Source organism: Halarcobacter sp. (genome assembly GCF_963675975.1).
Lineage (GTDB): Bacteria > Campylobacterota > Campylobacteria > Campylobacterales > Arcobacteraceae > Halarcobacter.
Genome location: NZ_OY780939.1, coordinates 55,019 through 74,219, shown reverse-complemented (window position 1 = coordinate 74,219; position 19,201 = coordinate 55,019). Strand labels below are relative to the sequence as shown.

20 protein-coding genes and 5 tRNA genes are annotated in these 19,201 nt (G+C 30.1%); 20 read left to right on the top strand and 5 right to left on the bottom strand.

Features of this window, described 5'->3' with window-relative positions; all coding sequences use genetic code 11:
• Window positions 1-1,239, top strand: coding sequence for an FtsW/RodA/SpoVE family cell cycle protein (locus ACKU3H_RS00365; protein WP_320034994.1), 1,239 nt, complete (start codon window positions 1-3; stop codon window positions 1,237-1,239).
• Window positions 1,236-2,255, top strand: coding sequence for a UDP-N-acetylglucosamine--N-acetylmuramyl-(pentapeptide) pyrophosphoryl-undecaprenol N-acetylglucosamine transferase (locus ACKU3H_RS00360; protein ID WP_320034993.1), 1,020 nt, complete (start codon window positions 1,236-1,238; stop codon window positions 2,253-2,255). The genes ACKU3H_RS00365 and ACKU3H_RS00360 overlap by 4 nt, the downstream gene beginning before the upstream one ends.
• Here the strand turns inward: ACKU3H_RS00360 and ACKU3H_RS00355 are convergent.
• Together ACKU3H_RS00355 and ACKU3H_RS00350 are read right to left on the bottom strand one after the other, a co-directional pair.
• Window positions 2,235-3,005, bottom strand: a complete 771-nt coding sequence (locus ACKU3H_RS00355) for an undecaprenyl-diphosphate phosphatase (protein ID WP_320034992.1) — start codon at window positions 3,003-3,005, stop codon at window positions 2,235-2,237. The two genes, ACKU3H_RS00360 and ACKU3H_RS00355, sit on opposite strands and share 21 nt — an antisense overlap.
• Window positions 3,002-3,664 (bottom strand): MqnA/MqnD/SBP family protein, encoded by a 663-nt coding sequence (locus tag ACKU3H_RS00350; RefSeq protein WP_320034991.1) that lies wholly within the window; start codon window positions 3,662-3,664, stop codon window positions 3,002-3,004. Before ACKU3H_RS00350 ends, ACKU3H_RS00355 begins: the two co-directional genes overlap by 4 nt.
• A 71-nt stretch (window positions 3,665-3,735) precedes the next feature.
• On the opposite strand from ACKU3H_RS00350, the gene ACKU3H_RS00345 reads away from it, so the two are divergent.
• The 5 genes from ACKU3H_RS00345 (at window position 3,736) to glnA (ending at window position 8,044) form a co-directional block, all read left to right on the top strand.
• Window positions 3,736-3,957: a MoaD/ThiS family protein gene (locus tag ACKU3H_RS00345; protein ID WP_320034990.1), complete on the top strand. Its 222-nt coding sequence runs from the start codon at window positions 3,736-3,738 to the stop codon at window positions 3,955-3,957.
• A gap of 24 nt (window positions 3,958-3,981) precedes the next feature.
• The gene (locus tag ACKU3H_RS00340) at window positions 3,982-4,434 is read left to right on the top strand and encodes a molybdenum cofactor biosynthesis protein MoaE (protein ID WP_320034989.1); all 453 of its coding nucleotides are present in this window, start codon (window positions 3,982-3,984) and stop codon (window positions 4,432-4,434) included.
• Window positions 4,434-5,684: a diguanylate cyclase gene (locus ACKU3H_RS00335; RefSeq protein ID WP_320034988.1), complete on the top strand. Its 1,251-nt coding sequence runs from the start codon at window positions 4,434-4,436 to the stop codon at window positions 5,682-5,684. The genes ACKU3H_RS00340 and ACKU3H_RS00335 overlap by 1 nt, the downstream gene beginning before the upstream one ends.
• Complete coding sequence (hisJ, locus tag ACKU3H_RS00330; protein ID WP_320034987.1) at window positions 5,681-6,481, top strand: histidinol-phosphatase HisJ; 801 nt, start codon at window positions 5,681-5,683, stop codon at window positions 6,479-6,481. The genes ACKU3H_RS00335 and hisJ overlap by 4 nt, the downstream gene beginning before the upstream one ends.
• Window positions 6,482-6,616: 135 nt before the next feature.
• Entirely contained in the window at window positions 6,617-8,044 is a 1,428-nt protein-coding gene (glnA, locus tag ACKU3H_RS00325) for a type I glutamate--ammonia ligase (RefSeq protein ID WP_320034986.1), read from the top strand.
• Between the two features lie 117 nt (window positions 8,045-8,161).
• Here the strand turns inward: glnA and ACKU3H_RS00320 are convergent, their stop codons facing one another.
• From ACKU3H_RS00320 to gpmI, 3 genes are read right to left on the bottom strand one after another with little or no spacing between them, the layout of a single operon-like run.
• Window positions 8,162-10,168, bottom strand: coding sequence for a PBP1A family penicillin-binding protein (locus ACKU3H_RS00320; protein ID WP_320034985.1), 2,007 nt, complete (start codon window positions 10,166-10,168; stop codon window positions 8,162-8,164).
• A 1-nt stretch (window position 10,169) separates the two neighbouring features.
• Window positions 10,170-10,868 (bottom strand): ATP-binding cassette domain-containing protein, encoded by a 699-nt coding sequence (locus ACKU3H_RS00315; RefSeq protein WP_320034984.1) that lies wholly within the window; start codon window positions 10,866-10,868, stop codon window positions 10,170-10,172.
• Window positions 10,868-12,343: a 2,3-bisphosphoglycerate-independent phosphoglycerate mutase gene (gene gpmI, locus ACKU3H_RS00310; RefSeq protein ID WP_320034983.1), complete on the bottom strand. Its 1,476-nt coding sequence runs from the start codon at window positions 12,341-12,343 to the stop codon at window positions 10,868-10,870. Before gpmI ends, ACKU3H_RS00315 begins: the two co-directional genes overlap by 1 nt.
• A gap of 158 nt (window positions 12,344-12,501) precedes the next feature.
• Here gpmI and mraY point away from each other — a divergent pair, with 158 nt between their 5' ends.
• The 13 genes from mraY (at window position 12,502) to rplA (ending at window position 19,111) form a co-directional block, all read left to right on the top strand.
• On the top strand, window positions 12,502-13,563 hold the full coding sequence (gene mraY / locus ACKU3H_RS00305; protein WP_320034982.1) for a phospho-N-acetylmuramoyl-pentapeptide-transferase: 1,062 nt from the start codon (window positions 12,502-12,504) through the stop codon (window positions 13,561-13,563).
• Window positions 13,564-13,666: 103 nt separating this feature from the next.
• The gene (gene murD / locus ACKU3H_RS00300; RefSeq protein WP_320034981.1) at window positions 13,667-14,827 is read left to right on the top strand and encodes a UDP-N-acetylmuramoyl-L-alanine--D-glutamate ligase; all 1,161 of its coding nucleotides are present in this window, start codon (window positions 13,667-13,669) and stop codon (window positions 14,825-14,827) included.
• A gap of 57 nt (window positions 14,828-14,884) precedes the next feature.
• Window positions 14,885-14,960, top strand: a tRNA-Phe gene (locus tag ACKU3H_RS00295).
• 15 nt (window positions 14,961-14,975) lie between these two features.
• Window positions 14,976-15,052, top strand: a tRNA-Thr gene (locus ACKU3H_RS00290).
• Window positions 15,053-15,118: 66 nt separating this feature from the next.
• Window positions 15,119-15,203 (top strand) — tRNA-Tyr (locus tag ACKU3H_RS00285).
• A 9-nt stretch (window positions 15,204-15,212) separates the two neighbouring features.
• Window positions 15,213-15,289, top strand: a tRNA-Gly gene (locus ACKU3H_RS00280).
• A 240-nt stretch (window positions 15,290-15,529) separates the two neighbouring features.
• The gene (gene tuf / locus ACKU3H_RS00275) at window positions 15,530-16,738 is read left to right on the top strand and encodes an elongation factor Tu (RefSeq protein WP_320034980.1); all 1,209 of its coding nucleotides are present in this window, start codon (window positions 15,530-15,532) and stop codon (window positions 16,736-16,738) included.
• A 9-nt stretch (window positions 16,739-16,747) separates the two neighbouring features.
• Window positions 16,748-16,918, top strand: a complete 171-nt coding sequence (gene rpmG / locus ACKU3H_RS00270; RefSeq protein ID WP_320034979.1) for a 50S ribosomal protein L33 — start codon at window positions 16,748-16,750, stop codon at window positions 16,916-16,918.
• A 30-nt stretch (window positions 16,919-16,948) separates the two neighbouring features.
• Window positions 16,949-17,024 (top strand) — tRNA-Trp (locus ACKU3H_RS00265).
• Window positions 17,025-17,094: 70 nt separating this feature from the next.
• On the top strand, window positions 17,095-17,277 hold the full coding sequence (secE, locus tag ACKU3H_RS00260) for a preprotein translocase subunit SecE (RefSeq protein ID WP_320034978.1): 183 nt from the start codon (window positions 17,095-17,097) through the stop codon (window positions 17,275-17,277).
• Between the two features lie 10 nt (window positions 17,278-17,287).
• Window positions 17,288-17,815 (top strand): transcription termination/antitermination protein NusG, encoded by a 528-nt coding sequence (gene nusG / locus ACKU3H_RS00255; protein ID WP_320034977.1) that lies wholly within the window; start codon window positions 17,288-17,290, stop codon window positions 17,813-17,815.
• 103 nt (window positions 17,816-17,918) lie between these two features.
• The gene (gene rplK / locus ACKU3H_RS00250) at window positions 17,919-18,344 is read left to right on the top strand and encodes a 50S ribosomal protein L11 (protein WP_320034976.1); all 426 of its coding nucleotides are present in this window, start codon (window positions 17,919-17,921) and stop codon (window positions 18,342-18,344) included.
• Window positions 18,345-18,412: 68 nt separating this feature from the next.
• Window positions 18,413-19,111 carry a 50S ribosomal protein L1 gene (gene rplA, locus ACKU3H_RS00245; protein WP_320034975.1) on the top strand — a complete coding sequence of 233 codons (699 nt, stop codon included), beginning with the start codon at window positions 18,413-18,415 and terminating at the stop codon, window positions 19,109-19,111.
• Window positions 19,112-19,201: the final 90 nt, after the last annotated feature.

The following is a 19,201-nucleotide window of genomic DNA, read 5'->3' as shown; positions in this document are numbered from 1 at the left end:
ATGAATTCTAACAAAAATACAATTAAAAGAAACAATTCCAAAAAGAGAATTTACGAAGCAGATTATGTACTATTTCTATTGGTTTGTTCTTTAATTATAGTAAGTATTATTTTCTCTTATTCATTATCCATTTATACAGTTGAGTATTATGGGTATAATCAATTTCATTTTTTTATAAGACAAATGTTTGTTGGAGTACTAGCAATAGTGATTATGTGGGCTTTTTCATTAATTGATCCAGATGAAATAGTAAATAGAGTTGGAATGGGTTTTTTTATTATATTTTTTATACTTATGGCACTTATGCCTTTTTTACCCTCATCTATGGTAACTGCATCAGGTGGAGCAAATAGATGGATTAGACTTCCTGGTTTTTCTTTGTCACCTGTAGAGTTTTTTAAAATCGGATTTATATATTTTTTATCATGGTCTTTTCATAGAAGGCTTATTGAAGTTCCTAGGAAAATTGGATTAAAACAAGAGATGCTTTTATTGGCACCATATTTTGTTGCTTTCCTTGTTGTTGTATTTATTATTGCATTTTTGCAAAAAGATTTAGGTCAGGTTGTACTTTTAGGTGGAATACTGTTTATTCTTTTAATTTTTGCTAATAGAAGTTATAAAGTATTTGTTTCTTTAGGAGTTGTTGGGATTATTGCTTTTATTGGATTGATTATTGCTGCACCTCACCGAATACAAAGAATATTTTCATGGTGGGCAATGGTACAAGATAAAATACTTTCAATTTTACCTTCATGGGCTGATGCTTATTTGCGTATTGATGAACTTCCTGAACCTTATCAGGTTTCTCACTCTTTAAATGCTATGCATAATGGAGGGGTTTTTGGAGAAGGTGTTGGTTTAGGAGATATAAAATTAGGATTCTTAAGTGAGGTTCATACAGACTTTGTATTAGCAGGAATAACTGAAGAATTGGGTTTAGTTGGATTAACTTGTATTACACTAATTATATTTTTAATTGTATTTAGAATTTTTAGAATAAGTGGAAGAGTAGAAAATAAAATATATCATCTTTTTACAATTGGCGTTGCACTTATGATTATAATTGCATTTTTAATAAATTCGTATGGTATTTCAGGAATGATACCAATTAAAGGTATTGCTGTACCACTTTTAAGTTATGGGGGTTCATCTATGTTAGCAATGTCTATTGCCATAGGTTTAGTTTTATCAATTAGTAAATCTGTAGATTTAAGTAAAAAGGTTAATCAACAATGAGAGTAGTAATTACAGGTGGTGGAACAGGAGGGCATCTAAAAGTAGCTGATGCACTTATAGAAGAATACTCAAAAAGAGGTATTAAACCCATATTTATAGGTTCTATAAATGGACAAGATAAAGATTGGTTCGATAAAGATAAAAGATTATACAGAACATATTTTTTAGAAACTAAAGGGGTTGTAAATAAAAAAGGTTTTGGAAAAATTGCTTCTTTATTTCAAATAATCAAAGCTATGAATAAATGTTTTGATATTTTTGATGATAATGAAGTAAAAACAGTGATCTCTGTTGGAGGATTTTCTGCTGCACCTGCTACTTTTGCTTCAATTCTTTCTTGGGGATGTAAACTTTATATACATGAACAAAATTCAGTAATGGGAAAATTAAATCAATTAACATCAAAATTTGCAACAGAAGTATTTTGTTCTTTCGATAATAACTCTCCAATTAAAGATTATCCTGTATCAGATGAATTTTTTGATAATGCAAGAATTAGAGATGAGATTCAAACAATTATATTTTTAGGTGGTTCACAAGGTGCTACAGCAATAAATAACTTTGCTTTAAAAGTTGCACCTAAATTAAATAGTTTGGGTTTAAAAATAATTCATCAAACAGGAAAAAATGATTTTGAACGTGTGTCAAAAGAGTATGAAACAATGGGTATAGAAGTTGATGTTTTTCCTTTTTCTAAAGAGATATCAAAAAAAATGAGTTTAGCAGATTTTGCAGTGAGTAGGGCAGGGGCTTCAACACTTTGGGAACTTTGTGCCAACTCTTTGCCTACACTTTTTGTACCTTATCCTTATGCGGCAAAGGATCATCAATATACAAATGCAAAATTCTTAGAAGAAAAAGGTTTATGTTATATCTCAAGGGAAAAAGATTTAAGTGAAGAGTTATTAATAGAAACATTAAAAAAAGATAATTTTTCAATAAGTAAAAAATTAGTTGATTCAATCAGCTGTGATGCTGTTGAATCAATTGTTGATTTAATAAGTAATCAAAAGTAGAATTATTCCAAAAAGAATTCTATAGATACCAAATGCAACAAAGGTAAACTTCTCTAAGAATTTTAAAAATAGTTTTATAGTTAAGTAAGCAACTATAAAAGAGATTACAAATCCTATTAAAAGATTAGTGAAGTTTGTTCCTACTAATAATTCATCATGATGTTTTAACAAATCATATCCCGTTGTTGCACACATTACAGGAAAAGCCAAAAGAAATGAAAACTCAGCACTAGCTTTTCTATTTAAGCCTACTAGCATAGCTCCAATAATAGACGAACCAGCTCTAGATGTGCCTGGGATTAAAGCAAAGATTTGTGCAAGACCGATATATAGTGATTGTTTATATGTAACATCTTCCACATCACTTGTAATATGTTTTGATTCATCATAATATTTCTCTACAATTAAAAATACAATCCCGCCAATTATAAACATAATTGCAACTATTTCAAGTGAAAACAACTCTTTTACTTGTTTTGAAAATAAAAATCCGATAGTTGCAATTGGTAAAAATGCAATAAAGATTTTAGTCCATAAATCAATATGTTTAAAGGTGAATTTGCTTGGATAATTTAATATAACTGCAAGTATTGCTGCAAATTGAATAATTACCTCATAAGCTTTATTCACATTTGTTTGATCAATACCTAAATATTCACTTGCGACAATTAAATGCCCTGTTGAAGAGATTGGAAGAAATTCTGTAATTCCTTCTATAATACCAAGAAAAACTGAATCAAGAGCTGTCACTTAAACCCTTTTTGTTTAGTAAAAATTAGAAATTTTTTTAATGCAATTTTTTCTTTTTTTGTAATATCGTAATCAATTCTTTTTAGATATTCAAGGATATTTTTGTTTGATACTTTTGTTCTTTGAGAATATTCATTTAAAATATATTGGGGTATTTTTACTTTTCTTTTATGAAAATTTTTCATTGTTTTTTTTAAAAGATTTCCATTTTTTCTATAACAAAGTGTTGCAAAAACAAAAGGTAGGTTAAATTTCTTTTTCCATTCTAAAGCTAAATCTATAACCTCTACATCTGGATTCTCATGGAAAAATTTTAGTGCTTTGTCACCAATAAGAACTTCTCCATTCAAATTTAAAATTTTTGCTAAAGCATTAGATGTTTCACTTTGATAATCAGCTTTCTCTTTTCCAGGTATTAAAATTACAGATTGTACATCTTTTCTTGCAATAATTCCAAAATCTAATTTTTTTTCTCCTCTTGATGCAATAGAAGATATAAAAGCAGAATCTACTTTACTTTTTTTAAATTTTTTATTTATTTTTGCTGGATATGATTTTTTATAATTTATTATTGATTTTACTTGACTTGACTGTACTCTTTTTTTTAGATAAACATGAACAGGCAATAAATTTATAAAATCTATTTTTGCAAATATCATTTTATTTGCTCCTTCTTTTTATTAAAATTAATTGGATATAATATCCAAAATGAAGTAAATAAGGAGTTAATATGGTTAAAATTGAATTTTTAGGTCCTATTAATAAAGAAGCAATGAGTCTTGATATAAAAAATTTAAATGAATTAAGTGAGATATTAAAAAATGACACTGAAATATCTACTTGGTTAGAAAACTGTGCAGTAGCAGTTAACGATACACTTGTTGGTTCAAAAGATATAGAATTAAATGATGGAGATAGAGTCTCTTTATTACCTCCTGTTTGTGGTGGATGATATAATAGAAATTAAGAGTAAAACATGAGTATAGATAATAGATTACAACTTTTTGATGGTTCTTTACCAGTAGAGCAAATAACAAATGAATGGTATAGTGAATTTAAAGATTCAAATTATGGTGCAGTTATAACATTTATAGGGGTTGTAAGAGATGAGAATAAAATTGATGGATTAAGTTTTGATATATATGAACCAATCTTAAAAAAGTGGTTTGAAGCATGGCAAGAAAAAGCAAAAGAGAAAAATGCTGTTGTTCTTATGGCACATAGCCGTGGAGATGTTTTTAATCATGAAAGTTCATATATAGCAGGAGTTTGCAGTCCTAAAAGAAGAGTTGCATTAGAGATGATAGATGAATTTGTAGAAGATTTTAAAGCTTCTGCTCCTATTTGGAAATATGATATTTTAAATGGGAAAAGAGTATATGCAGAAGATAGAAGTACTCCAATACAGGGAGCAGGTATATTAAAGTAATGTCAAAAAGAGTATTAATAATTGAGGATAGTAAGTCAGTTGCAAACACAATAAGTTTAATGATAAAAGAGGAGCTTGGCTATCATACAACAATTGGTGGTTCTGTTAAAGAGTGTGCGAAACTTTTATTAGAATTTAAAGGTAGGTTTGATGTTGCTTTGTTAGATTTAGGCTTACCTGATTCTAATGATGGCGAAATTGTAGATTTTGTAACTAAGTTTAATATCCCAATTGTTATTTTAACCGGATCAACTTTAGTAGAAGACAAAATAAAAAATAAGAGTAAAAATATTGTTGATTATGTTGTTAAAGACGGAATTTATTCTTTTAAATATGCTATTTCTGTTATAAAAAGAATTATTAATAATGAGAAAGCGAAAGTACTTTTAGTTGATGATTCAAGAACTTTTTTAGAAAATACAAAAGAGTTAATAGAAAGATATAGACTAACAGTTTTTACCGCAACAAATGGAAAAGAAGCTTTAAACATATTAAAAAATAATAAAGATGTTAAATTGATTTTAACTGATTATTATATGCCTTATATGGATGGACTTGAACTTATAAGAAAAGTTAGAAAAGAGTATACAAAAGACGAATTATCCATAATTGTAACATCAGGTGTAAAAGATAAAAATACTGCTTCAAAATTTTTAAAATACGGTGCAAATGATTTTTTATATAAAGGATTTACCTCTGAAGAATTATTTGTTAGAATTAATGCAAATATAGAGCTATTAGAGTTATTTGATGAGTTAAAAAATAGAGCTAATAGAGATTTTTTAAGTAAATTATTTAATAGAAGATATCTTTTTGAGTACGGGAATGTTCTTATAAAAGAAGCAATACATAAAAATCAGAAAGTTTTCTTAGCTTTGATTGATATAGATAAATTTAAATCAATAAATGATACCTATGGTCATGATATAGGAGATATAGTTATAAAAGAAGTATCTGATATTTTACAAAATCATTTTAACCGTGGAGAACTAGTAGCTAGATTAGGTGGAGAAGAGTTTTGTATTTTATTTATAGATGAAGATGAAAAATCTATAATTGATAGGTTAGAGATTTTAAGAGAAGAGTTTCAAAATAAAATATTTGATATTGATAAGAAAAAGGTTAACTTTACTGTATCAATTGGCTGCTCTTTTAAAGAAGATAAAGATTTAGACCTAATGATAAAAAACTCAGATGAACTTCTTTACAAAGCAAAAGAAGAGGGAAGAAATAAGGTGATATATAAATGAGAGTAGATTTACATAATCATACACCCTTGTGTAATCATGCAAATGGAAGTATGGAAGAGTTTGTACAAAAAGCGATTGAATTAAATATAGATGTATATGGTTTTTCAGACCATGCCCCAATGCCTTTTGATCCAAAATATAGAATGGATATATCTCAAAAAGATGAATATGAAAATAGTATAGATTTTTTAAAAGATAAATATAAAAATAAAATCGAAATACTTAAAGCTTATGAAGTTGATTTTATGCAAAATAGCTCTTTAATGCTTGATGAGGTATTGAGCACAAATGTAGATTATTTAATTGGTTCTGTACATTTTATACAGGAGTCAAATAATAATTTATGGGGCTTTGATAATCCTGAGTTTATAGGAAAATATAAAGAAAAAAATATTGATGAGATTTGGACTGATTATTTTGAAGCCATAAAGCAACTTGCAAAAAGTAAACTTTTTGACATAGTGGGACATTTAGATTTGATTAAAGTGTTTAAATATTTACCCAATAAAGATATAAAAATATTGGCGAAAGATACTTTACAAGAGATAAAAAAATCAAATATGGTTATTGAAATCAATGCAGCAGGTTTTAGAAAACCAATATCAGAAGCTTATCCTTCAAAAGAGTTATTAGAATTAGCTTTTGAACTTGATATACCAATTACATTCTCTTCTGATGCACATGAAATTGAACAAATTGGCTTTATGTATGATGAGGTTACAAAAATTGCAAGGGAAATTGGATATAATAAATGTGCAATTTTTAGAGAAAGAGAAAGGGAACTAGTTAATTTTTAAACAGCTAAGCCTCTCTTAAATTTAAGCTTTAGTTAATAAAAAGTATTTCACTGTATATTTTTTAACCAAAAATTTTATTTATCTTTTTCTTTATTTTGATACAATTATGCATAATTATTTCAAGGAGTTAAAAACATGGGTAAATTTGTAAACAATACTGAAGAGTTTTTCAAATATTGTGAAGAAAACGAAGTTAAGTTTGTAGATCTTAGATTTACAGATATGAAAGGTATGTGGCATCACCTTACTTATATGTTAAGTGCAGTTAATGAAGACAATTTAAAAAATGGTATGCCATTTGATGGTTCTTCTGTTGATGCGTGGCAACCAATTAATAAATCAGATATGATATTAAAGCCAGATGTTGAGACTGCATTCTTAGATCCATTTACAGCTGATTCTACAATTATTCTTTTTTGTGATGTATATGATATCTATAAAGGTGAATTATATGAAAAATGTCCAAGATCTATTGCTAAAAAAGCATTAGGACACTTATCTGAATCTGGATTAGGTGATGTAGCTTATTTCGGACCTGAAAATGAATTCTTTATCTTTGATGATGTAAAAATTATTGATGATATTAACGAGTCTTACTATAGAGTTGATTCTGAAGAGGGTTGTTGGTCAGATGCTACTGATTATGAAACTGGAAACATGGGACACAGACCTAGAACTAAAGGTGGATATTTCCCAGTTCAACCAACAGATTCAATGGTAGACTTAAGAGCAGAAATGATGCAAATCTTAGAGCAAGTTGGATTAGAAGTAACACTTGGACACCACGAAGTTGCACAAGCACAAGGTGAAATCGGTGTTGTATTCGGTGACTTAATTGAAGCTGCTGACAATGTTCAAAAATATAAATATGTTTGTAAAATGGTTGCTCACCTTAACGGTAAATCTTGTACATTCATGCCAAAACCATTATTCGGTGATAACGGAAACGGTATGCACGTTCACCAATCAATTTGGAAAGAGGGTAAAAACTTATTCTACTCTGAAGGTGAATATGGTAACTTAAGTGAAACTGCTAGACATTATGTTGGTGGTGTTTTCAAACACGCTAGAGCTGTTGCAGCATTTACTAATGCATCAACTAACTCTTACAAAAGATTAATCCCAGGATTCGAAGCTCCTTCAATCTTAACTTATTCTTCACAAAACAGATCAGCATCTTGTAGAATTCCTTACGGAGCTGGTGAAAAAGCAACTAGAGTTGAAATGAGATTCCCAGATTCAACTGCTTGCCCATACTTAGCATTCGCAGCAATGTTAATGGCTGGATTAGATGGTATTAAAAATAAATATGAGCCAGTAGGTCCAATGGATGACGATTTATTCGAATTATCATTAGACGAAATTAGAGAGAGAAAAATCCCTCAAATGCCTCATACTTTAAGAGGTTCATTAGAAGCTTTAATTAGAGATAATGATTTCTTAAAACCTGTATTCTCTCAAGAAATGATTGATACATACCAACACTACAAATTTGAAACTCAAGTTTGGCCAGACGAAGCAAGACCAACTGCATTTGAATTCAAATCAACTTATTCTTGCTAGTATCTATTTTATAGATATTAAAATAAAAAAGGCTAGTCCAAATTGGACTAGCCTTTTTTTATGTCTATAATAATTTAAAAGTATGATTGTTAATTAGATAAGAAAATAGAGTTCTATTTAGAACTCTATTACTTCACCAGATGAAGATTCATTTACAACGGGCATTTGAACTTTTGGTAAAGGAGATGTTTCAGTATAATACTCTTTATGACCATTTACAAATGATGTTTTAACATTGTCAGGCATAGTAAATTCTCTTTGGATTTCAGGATGAATCTCTAAATATTTATCATAAAAATAAGAAAATGAAGGAGCTGCTGTTGTACCTCCACCTTCACTTCTTCTCATAGGTGCATTATTATCTTTTCCAAACCAAACTATTGTTTGTATAGTTGGAGAAAATCCACAAAACCATGCATCAACATTATTATTTGTTGTTCCTGTTTTACCTGCTAATTCAAGTCCTTTTACTTTTGCTCTTCTTCCTGTTCCTTTTTGAACTACATCTTTTAAGATTGTTTTCATAAGAAAAATTTGTTCAGGAGAATCTACATATTTTGTTTCAGGTTCAAAACTTATTGTTTCACCTTTACTATTTGTAATTGAATTTATCATATATGGAGTAACTTGAATCCCATCATTTGAGAATGAACTATAAGCTTTACTTAAATCAAGAGGAGAGATTGAAAAAGAACCTAATGTAATTGATAAATCTCTAGGCATACCTGTAATTCCAAAATTTTCAAGGCCTTTATACATCTCATTAATACCAACATCTGTAACTAGATTAATAGTAGCAAGATTTCTAGATTTAGTTAATGACTCTCTTAATGTGATAATACCTTTAAATTTTCCTCCATAATTTTTTGGTTGCCATTTTTTCTCTTCCCCATCAATTTCATATTCATAAGTTCTTCCAATATCTACAAGTTGAGAAGCAGGAGAATATCCTAAATCTAAAGCTGTTTGATAAAGAAATGGTTTTGCCGCAGATCCTGGCTGTCTTTTACTTTGTACTGCTCTATTAAATGATGATTCTGTATAATCAACTCCACCAACTAATGCCAAAATTTTACCTGTATTATTTTCAATTGAAACTAATGCTCCATTAAGAGTATCAACAAAATACCCTTCTTCAACAGGAACTTTCTCTTCACCTTTTTCTATTACATTATTTACTGGATTTTTTTGCAGTTTTTTATCTCTATCAATAATTCTATTATATCCATAAGTTAATGCTTCCCTTGCAATTCTTTGAGCATCTAAATCAATTGTAAGATTAATTTTATATCCACCTGATCTTATATCATCTATATCATTGTGTAATAATTTTATTGCATAATCAACAATATATGGAGCTTGATTTTTTGTTAAAGTATCATTATAAACTTCTGGAATATAGTTTATTGAACTATTATATTCCTCTTCATTTATCCAACCTAAAGTATGCATTCTGTTTATAACTTGATTTGCTCTTGTTAGGGCAAATTTTAAATTTTTTGTTGGGTCATAAAAACTTGGAGCTTTTGGAAGTCCAACTAATATTGCAATCTCTTTTAAATTTAATTCAAATAGATCTTTTCTAAAATATCCTTGTGCCGCTGTACGAATACCATAATAGCTGTGACCAAAATAAACTTGATTTAAATATCTTTCAAGAATCTCTTCTTTTGTTAAAATAGTTTCAAGTCTAATTGCAAGTAAAGCCTCTTTGATTTTTCTCATTAATTTTTTTTCTCTACTTAAAACAACACTTTTTATTAATTGTTGAGTTAGAGTACTAGCTCCCTCAACATACCCCATTGCTTTAATATTTTTAATCATTGCTCTACTAATTGCATCAGGATTTATTCCATGGTGTTCAAAAAAGTGTGTATCTTCAATAGCTACAAGTGCTTCTACTACTCTTGCTGGGATATCATCATAGTTTACATATAATCTATGCTCTTTTTTAAATATATTAGCAATTAAGTTCCCATCTTTGTCAAAAAATTGAGTTGTTTTTTGTGGGTTGTAATTAACTACTTTATCTATATCACTTCTAATATCATTGTATAAACTTAATAGCCATCCTGTAACTGCAATACCAACTAATAGTATAAATGTAAAAATATATTTAATCATATTATTCCCTAAAATCTTTGTTTTCGAAAGTTGAGTTTATAAGCTCTTTTGTATAAGTTGATTGAGGATTATTTAGTACATCTTTTGTTGTACCTTTTTCAATAATCGCACCATCTTTTATAATCACGATATTTTCGCAAATATTTTTTATTGAATTTATATCATGAGTTACAAAAAGAGTTAGAATATTTAACTCTTTTTGTAACTTATATATTAGTTCCAAGATTGTTTTTTTTGAATTTTCATCTAAAGCTGTTGTTGGTTCATCTAAAAGTAAAAATTTTATTTCATTACTAAGGGCAATAGCTATAACTACTCTTTGTAGTTGTCCCCCACTAAGTTCACTTGGAAATCTATTTAAAAATTTTGTATCTAATCCTACTAGATTAAATAGTTCCTCTTTTTTCTCATTTTTACAAAAAAATTGATTTTTAATTTTTGTCATTGGAGAGAGTGATGTAAATGGATTTTGCGGAATAAACCCTATATTTTTACTATTTAGTTCAAATGGTGAATTGTAATCAAACTTTAAATTCAAATTGGAAGGAAGTAGGTTTAATATAGACTTTAATGTTAAAGATTTACCACTTCCACTTTGCCCTATAAGTGCTGTAGAGTTTTTTATATTAAAACATATATCAACTAGAGTTTTATCTTCCGTTGAGATTTTAAGATGTTTTATCTCTACAGTTTGCTGCATTAAACTAAAGCCTCATCCATTTCATCAGGTTTTTCTACACCCATAAGTTTAAGTACAGTTGGTGCTATGTTATTTAAGCTTCCCTCTTTAACTTCAGATACATTTTCTGCCATTACAAAACAAAATACATCTCCTACTGTATGATTAGTTAGAGTTTTTCCTTCTGTATCTTTCATCATTTCACAGTTACCATGGTCGCTTGTTAATATTAAACTGTAATTTTTCTTTTTAGCTTTTTCTATAATTAAACCAATCTCTTTATCTACAGCTTCAACTGCTTTAATACCTGCTTCGTAAACACCAGTGTGTCCAACCATATCACCATTTGCAAAGTTAACAACAATAAAATCTGTATCCGCATCCATTGCTTTTAATACTTCAACACCAACTTCAGGAGCACTCATTTCTGGTTTTAAATCATAAGTTGCTACTTTTGGAGAAGGGATTAAAACTCTACTTTCATTTAATACTGGTTCTTCAACTCCACCATTAAAGAAAAAAGTCACATGGGCATATTTTTCAGTTTCAGCTGTATGAAGTTGTGTTAATCCTGCATCTGATATAACTTCTGCTAAAGTATTTTTAGGTGTTTCTTTTGGAAAAATTACTGGTAGGGGAAGATTCTTATCATATTGTGTCATTGTTGCGATATTTAGTTTTTCTTCAAATCTATTGAACTCATTAAAATCTTTATTTGCTATTGCATTAGAGATCTCTCTCATTCTGTCACTTCTAAAGTTACAAAATATTATTCCGTCATTTTGTGCCAAACCTTCATATCCTTCAAAAGCAGTTGGTACTAAGAATTCATCAAAAATCTCTTCTTTATATGAATCTTCTATAAAGTCCAATGGATTATTTGAAGTTTTTGGTTGTGCGAAAGCTATTGCATCATAACCTTTTTGTACTCTTTCCCATCTTGAATCTCTATCCATAGAGTAATATCTTCCTGCAATTGTTGCTAAGATTATATCCTCATCACAAATATCTAAAATTTGTTTAATATATTTTGCTGCGCAGTTAGGTGCTACATCTCTACCATCAGTTATAGCATGGATAAAAACTTTTTTATTATTTGTTTTTGCAATTTTTGCAAGAGCTATTATATGTTCTATATGAGAGTGAACTCCACCATCACTTAGAAGACCAATTAAATGAATATTATTAGAACTATCTATTGTTGATTTTATAATTTCATTATCTTTTAATGTATCATTTTCAATAGCCATATTTATTTTTACTAAGTCTTGGTATAGTACTCTACCACTACCAATTGTCATATGACCAACTTCTGAATTTCCCATTTGTCCATCTGGTAAACCAACATATTTACCATAAGTATGGATTAAAGAATAAGGGATATTTTTAAATAGATAATCGTATGTAGGAGTTTTTGCGTTTACAAAAGCATTATAACTTTCTGATTCATTAAACCCTATCCCATCGGTAATTACTAAGATTGCTTTTTTGCTCATTGTTTAAACCTTTTAAAAAGTATATTGTATTATAATCTTCGCGGATTATACCAAAACTAACTCCTATATTTGCTGAAAATATATATCTTTGTCCAAAGGCAGAGATTGGGGTTTTTTAAAACTCAGGAGTATCCTTTCCTGAAATTGAAGGCTTAAATTTGTTTTATTGGTTTTATAGACATCTAGATATTAATATTTTTCAATATATTTCAGTTCGTGCAGGAATTGCATTTTTTATTTCATTTTTTTTAACAATGTATTTGCTTCCAAAGTTTGTCAAATGGGCAAAATCAAAAAAGGCTTCCCAACCTATTTATGAATATGCGCCTGAATCTCATCAAGAAAAAGCTGGTACTCCAACTATGGGTGGTGTTGTTTTTATTTTTTCTACTATAATCGCAACATTATTAACTGTAAAATTAAACAATTTCTATGTAGTAGGGGCACTTTTAGTTTTAGGTGCTTTCTCTTTTATTGGATTTAAAGATGATATTTCAAAAATTCTAAAAAATAGCAATTCAGCTGGCTTAACTCCAAAAGGAAAACTTATATTACAATTTTTAGCTGCTTGTGTTGTTTCTATTGTTTTAGTTGTATATCACCATACAACTACAATATATACACCATTTTATAAATACCCACTTTTTGATATGAGTTATTTTGCTATTGCATTTTGGATGCTAGTTATTGTATCTGCATCAAATGCAGTCAATCTTACAGATGGATTAGATGGTCTAGCTACAGTTCCATCAATAATAGCATTTGTAACACTTTCAGGATTAGTATATGTTAGTGGACATGCCGTATTTTCATCTTATCTTTTATTACCTAGTATTCAAACCTCAGGTGAATTAGCAATAATAGGTTCAGCTCTTATTGGCTCTTTGATTGCATTTCTTTGGTATAACTGTCATCCTGCACAAGTATTTATGGGTGATAGTGGTTCCTTGCCATTAGGAGCTTTTATGGGATATATGGCAATCGTAGCAAAATCTGAAATATTACTTATTTTAATTGGACTTGTATTTGTTATTGAAACAGTATCTGTAATACTACAAGTTGGTTCATATAAACTAAGACAAAAAAGAATATTTTTAATGGCTCCAATTCATCATCATTTTGAGCAAAAGGGTTGGAAAGAAAATAAAATCATAGTTCGGTTTTGGATTGTTTCTTTTATGGCAAATTTAGTTGCCTTGTTAAGTCTTAAAATTAGATAGGAATTGTTAAAAATATAGAAATACTTCCCCCTTTATATATAGATTGCATGTGGAATTATTTTAAGACACCAATAGAATTGAGCTAAAAAAGCTAGGAGATATAATGATTAGAGTACTTGGTAAAGGGCTCACTGCCCAAGCTATTAAAGATAATTTTAATGATGTCATATTATATGATGATAATGATTTCGATAAATACAATTTAGAATCTGACGATATAACTATAGTAAGTCCAGGTATTCCCCCATATAATGAAATGGTAAAAAAAGCAAAGAATATTCAAAGTGATTATGATTTACTTTATAAAGATATGCCCTTTTCAATTTGGATTAGTGGAACAAATGGTAAAACAACAACAACCCAAATGATTCAGCATTTGTTAGAATCTAAAGGTAGTGTATGTGGAGGGAATATTGGTACACCCATTACAAAATTAGATAAAAATGCACCCATATGGATTCTTGAAACCTCTTCTTTCACTTTTCATTATACAAATATAGCAAAACCAAATTTATATGTATTATTACCAATATCTGAAGATCATATCTCTTGGCATGGAAGTTTTAAAGAATATGAAGAATCAAAACTAAAACCTTTATCTATGATGGTAGAGGGGGAAATAGCAATAATACCTGAAGCATATAAAGATTATCCTACCAGTGCTATGAAAATAACATATAAAAATAGTGATGATTTGTGTGCATACTTTAATATAGAAAAAGAAAAAGTAGATTTTAAAGAACCATTTCTATTAGATGCATTATTAGCTTTAGCAACAAAAAAGATAGTATTTGATGATATTGACTATGAAAAAATAAATACATATAAAGTAGATAAGCATAAAGTAGAAGAGTTTTATGATAAACAAAATAGATTATGGATAGATGATAGTAAAGCTACAAATATAGATGCAACAATTAATGCATTACCTCCTTATAAAGAAAAAAAGATATATTTAATATTAGGTGGAGATGATAAAGGTGCAAACTTAAAGCCTCTTTTTGAATTTTTAAAAGATTACGAAGTGGAAATTTTCTCTATAGGAAGTAATTGTGAAAGAATTTCTAAATTTTGTGATGAATACAAATTAAAAAATTCAGAATGTAAAAATTTAGAAAAAGCAGTAGAAGAAATATCAAAGAAACACGATACAGACAGTGTTTCAATGCTTTCTCCAGCAGCTGCATCTTTAGATCAATTTAACTCTTATAAGCAAAGAGGAGAAGAATTTAAAAGATTTGTTTCTAGTTTAAGCTTCTTTTAATGTATTACTGTATATAATTTCACTCCAATTTAAGAAGGACGCATTCAAAAAGCGTATGGCTCGGTAGCTCAGTCGGTAGAGCAAAGGACTGAAAATCCTTGTGTCGGCAGTTCGATTCTGCCCCGCGCCACCACTTAAATTATTGGACGCTGGTGTAGCTCAGTTGGCTAGAGCAGCTGATTTGTAATCAGCAGGTCGGGGGTTCGACTCCCTTCACCAGCTCCATTTTTATTAATGTCGTGCGTAATCTTAAAAAGATCAGCGCTTGACCAGAACAATAATTTTTTCAACGGTGAGGTTGGAGAGTGGTCAAATCCAGGAGACTGTAAATCTCCCGCCTATGGCTTCGAAGGTTCAAATCCTTCTCTCACCACCACGTAATGTTGCGGGAATAGCTCAGTTGGCTAGAGCCTCTGCCTTCCAAGCAGATTGTCGCGAGTTCGAGTCTCGTTTCCCGCTCCATTAATTTATTTATTGATTACTGGGAGCTGAGTTATAACGCATTTTTATAACTCCCTTTTTTTATAAAAAATCTCCCATTAAAGTTTTTTTTAGTATTTTTTAAGTAAAATACCAGTCCACAAAAAAATATTGCTTTTTTTTGTAGGTATATTAATAGTAAACATCCCCTCTGAATAGAGAAGTTATCGGACTTATCTACTCAGAGGGCAATAACAACCAAAATTTTTTAAGGGGAATTTTATGGCAAAAGAAAAATTCGAGCGAAGTAAACCGCACGTAAATATTGGTACTATTGGTCACGTTGACCACGGTAAAACTACATTAACAGCTGCAATCACTATGTGTTTAGGGCTTAAAAATGGTCAAGCAACTATGGATTATGATCAAATTGATAATGCTCCAGAAGAAAGAGAAAGAGGTATTACAATTGCTACTTCTCACGTTGAGTATGAAACTGAAACTAGACACTACGCACACGTAGATTGTCCAGGTCACGCCGATTATGTTAAAAACATGATTACTGGTGCTGCACAAATGGATGGTGCTATTTTAGTTATTGCTTCAACTGATGGACCAATGGCTCAAACAAGAGAGCACATCTTATTATCTAAACAAGTTGGTGTACCATACATCGTTGTATTCTTAAACAAAGAAGATCAACTTGATGATGAAGATAAAGAAGAGATGTTAGAATTAGTTGAAATGGAAGTTAGAGAATTACTTTCTGAGTACGATTTCCCAGGTGATGATACTCCTATCGTTGCTGGTTCTGCATTCCAAGCTTTAGAAGAAGCTAAATCTGGTACTGCTGGTGAATGGTCTGAAAAAATCTATAACTTAATGGCAGAAGTTGATGCTTATATCCCAACTCCAGAAAGAGATGCTGATCAAGATTTCTTAATGCCTGTTGAAGATGTATTTACTATTCAAGGTAGAGGTACTGTTGTTACTGGTAGAATTGAAAAAGGTACAATCAAACTAAACGAAGAGATTGAAATCGTTGGTATGAGAGATACACAAAAAACTACTGTAACTGGTATTGAAATGTTCAGAAAAGAGATGGACGAAGGTGTTGCTGGTGATAACGCTGGTATCTTATTAAGAGGTATTAAAAAAGAAGATGTTCAAAGAGGACAAGTTCTTGTTAAGCCAGGTTCAATTACTCCACACACTGAATTCAAAGGTGAAGTATATATCCTTTCTAAAGAAGAGGGTGGTAGACACACTCCATTCTTCTCAGGATACAGACCACAATTTTATGTAAGAACAACAGACGTTACTGGTTCTTGTACTTTACCAGAAGGTACAGAAATGGTTATGCCAGGTGATAACGTTGAGATGACTGTTGCATTAGTTGCTCCAGTAGCTCTAGAAAAAGGTACTAAATTTGCTATTAGAGAAGGTGGTAGAACTGTTGGTGCTGGAGTTGTTGCTGAAATCATCAAGTAAGGATAAGCTATGGCAAACGGAGTAAGTATTAAAATTGGACTAAAATGTGAGGAGTGTGGTGATATTAACTACACTACTTACAAAAACCCAAAAACATACACAGAAAAAATGGCTATTAAAAAATATAGCCCAAGATTAAAAAAACACACAATTCATAAAGAAGTTAAGTTAAAGTCGTAAGACTTTTCTTAACCTTTGTGGTTTGTAACCAGGTCAGTAGCTCCAATGGTAGAGCGCCGGATTCCAAATCCGATGGTTACGGGTTCGAGTCCTGTCTGGCCTGCCACTAAATTTTTTTAAAAGCAGTATTGACTTCTTTTAAAAGAATTTATCAAGCTTAGAAACTGGAGTCAATTGTGAATAAATTAAAAACTTATTATAAAAATGCTAAAGAAGAACTTTTAAAAGTTATCTTCCCTATCAAAGAGCAAATTAGATCTGCTTACCTTTCTGTATTTGTAGTTGTAACAGTTATTTCTCTTTTCTTAGCATTAATTGATGCAATTATGTCTCTAAGCTTATCTGCTGTAATGAACTAAGGAATATTTAATGGCACAACAATGGTATGCAATACAAACACACTCAGGAAGTGAATTAGCTGTAAAAAGAGCATTAGAAAGACTTGCAGAAGAGATGGCTGATGGTAGAATTTCTGAAGTTTTAGTTCCTACAGAAGATTTAATTGAAGTTAAAAAAGGTAATAAAACAATTGTTGAAAGACCTCTATATCCTGCATATGCTTTTGCTAAAATAGATTTAGATACTGCATTATGGCATAGAATTCAATCAATGCCAAAAGTTGGAAGATTTATTGGTGAATCTAAAAAACCAACTCCATTATCTAAAAAAGATATTGATTCAATTTTAGACAAAGTTCAAAATAGAGCTGCGGCTAAACCAAAAATTTCATTTGATGAAGGTGAGATGGTAAGAATCAATGAAGGTCCATTCGCAAACTTTAACGGTGTAGTTGAAGATTTTGATATGGCTTCAGGATTATTAAAATTAAATGTTTCAATTTTTGGAAGAAATACTCCAGTTGAAATAAACTATACTCAAGTAGAAAGAGTAGTATAAATATATTTTTAGGCATTAGGCAAAAAAACTTCGGCTTCCTTTGAGTTTTCTTGCCTAATGCCTAAATCATTAAAAACAATAAAAAATTTAAAAAGGAAATACGATGGCTAAAAAAGTTGACGGAATATTAAAACTTCAAATTCCAGCTGGTGCTGCTAATCCATCACCACCTGTTGGTCCTGCTCTAGGTCAAAGAGGGATTAACATCATGGAATTCTGTAAAGCATTCAATGAAAAAACAAAAGATAAAGGTGGATTCACTATTCCAGTTGAAATCACTGTTTACAATGACAAAAGTTTTACTTTTGTATTAAAACAACCACCAATGACAGATTTAATTAAAAAAATCTCTGGTGTTAAAAAAGGTTCAGATAATCCACTTAAAAACAAAGTTGGAAAATTAACTAAAGACCAAATTCTTGAAATCGTTGATATGAAAATCGCAGATTTAAATACTGACGACAAAGAACAAGCTGCAAAAATTGTTGCTGGTTCAGCTAGATCAATGGGAATTGATACAGAGTTATAATATAACAAGCCCGACCACTAGGCTAAAAACAGCGGTAGCAAAAAAAATAAAAAATTGCGGAGAATAAAATGGCAAAAGTTTCAAAAAGATATAAAGCGTTATTAGAGAAAGTTGAAGATAAAAATTATGCATTTGCAGAAGCTTGTGCAAAAATCAAAGAATTAAAATCAGCTAAATTTGATGAATCAGTTGAAGTTGCATTAAACTTAAACGTAGATCCAAGACATGCTGATCAAATGATTAGAGGTGCTGTTGTACTTCCAAATGGTACTGGTAAAACTGTTAGAGTTGCTGTTTTTGCTAAAGGTGCAAAAATGGATGAAGCTAAAGCAGCTGGTGCTGATATTGTTGGTAATGATGATTTAGTAGAGAGCGTACAAGCTGGAAACATTGATTTTGATGTATTAATTGCAACTCCAGATTGTATGGGACTAGTTGGTAAATTAGGTAGAATCTTAGGGCCAAAAGGTTTAATGCCTAACCCTAAAACTGGTACAGTAACTATGGATGTTACTAAAGCAGTTAGTGATGCAAAAGGTGGTCAAGTTGCATATAGAGTTGATAAAAAAGGAAATATGCATGCTGCTGTTGGTAAAGTATCATTTTCTGAAGAAGCAATCAAAGAAAATATTGAAGCATTTATTGCTGCAATCAACAAAGCAAAACCTGCATCTGCAAAAGGTAGATACATTAAAAATGCTGCAATTTCACTAACTATGTCACCATCAATTAATGTTGACGTTTTAGAATTAATGGATATTAAATAAGGTTTACTTTATTTAATTAACATTCAATAGTGGGGATATTATCCCCACGTTTGAGTGTTAATCAAAGCACTACATTAAAAACTGAAGATA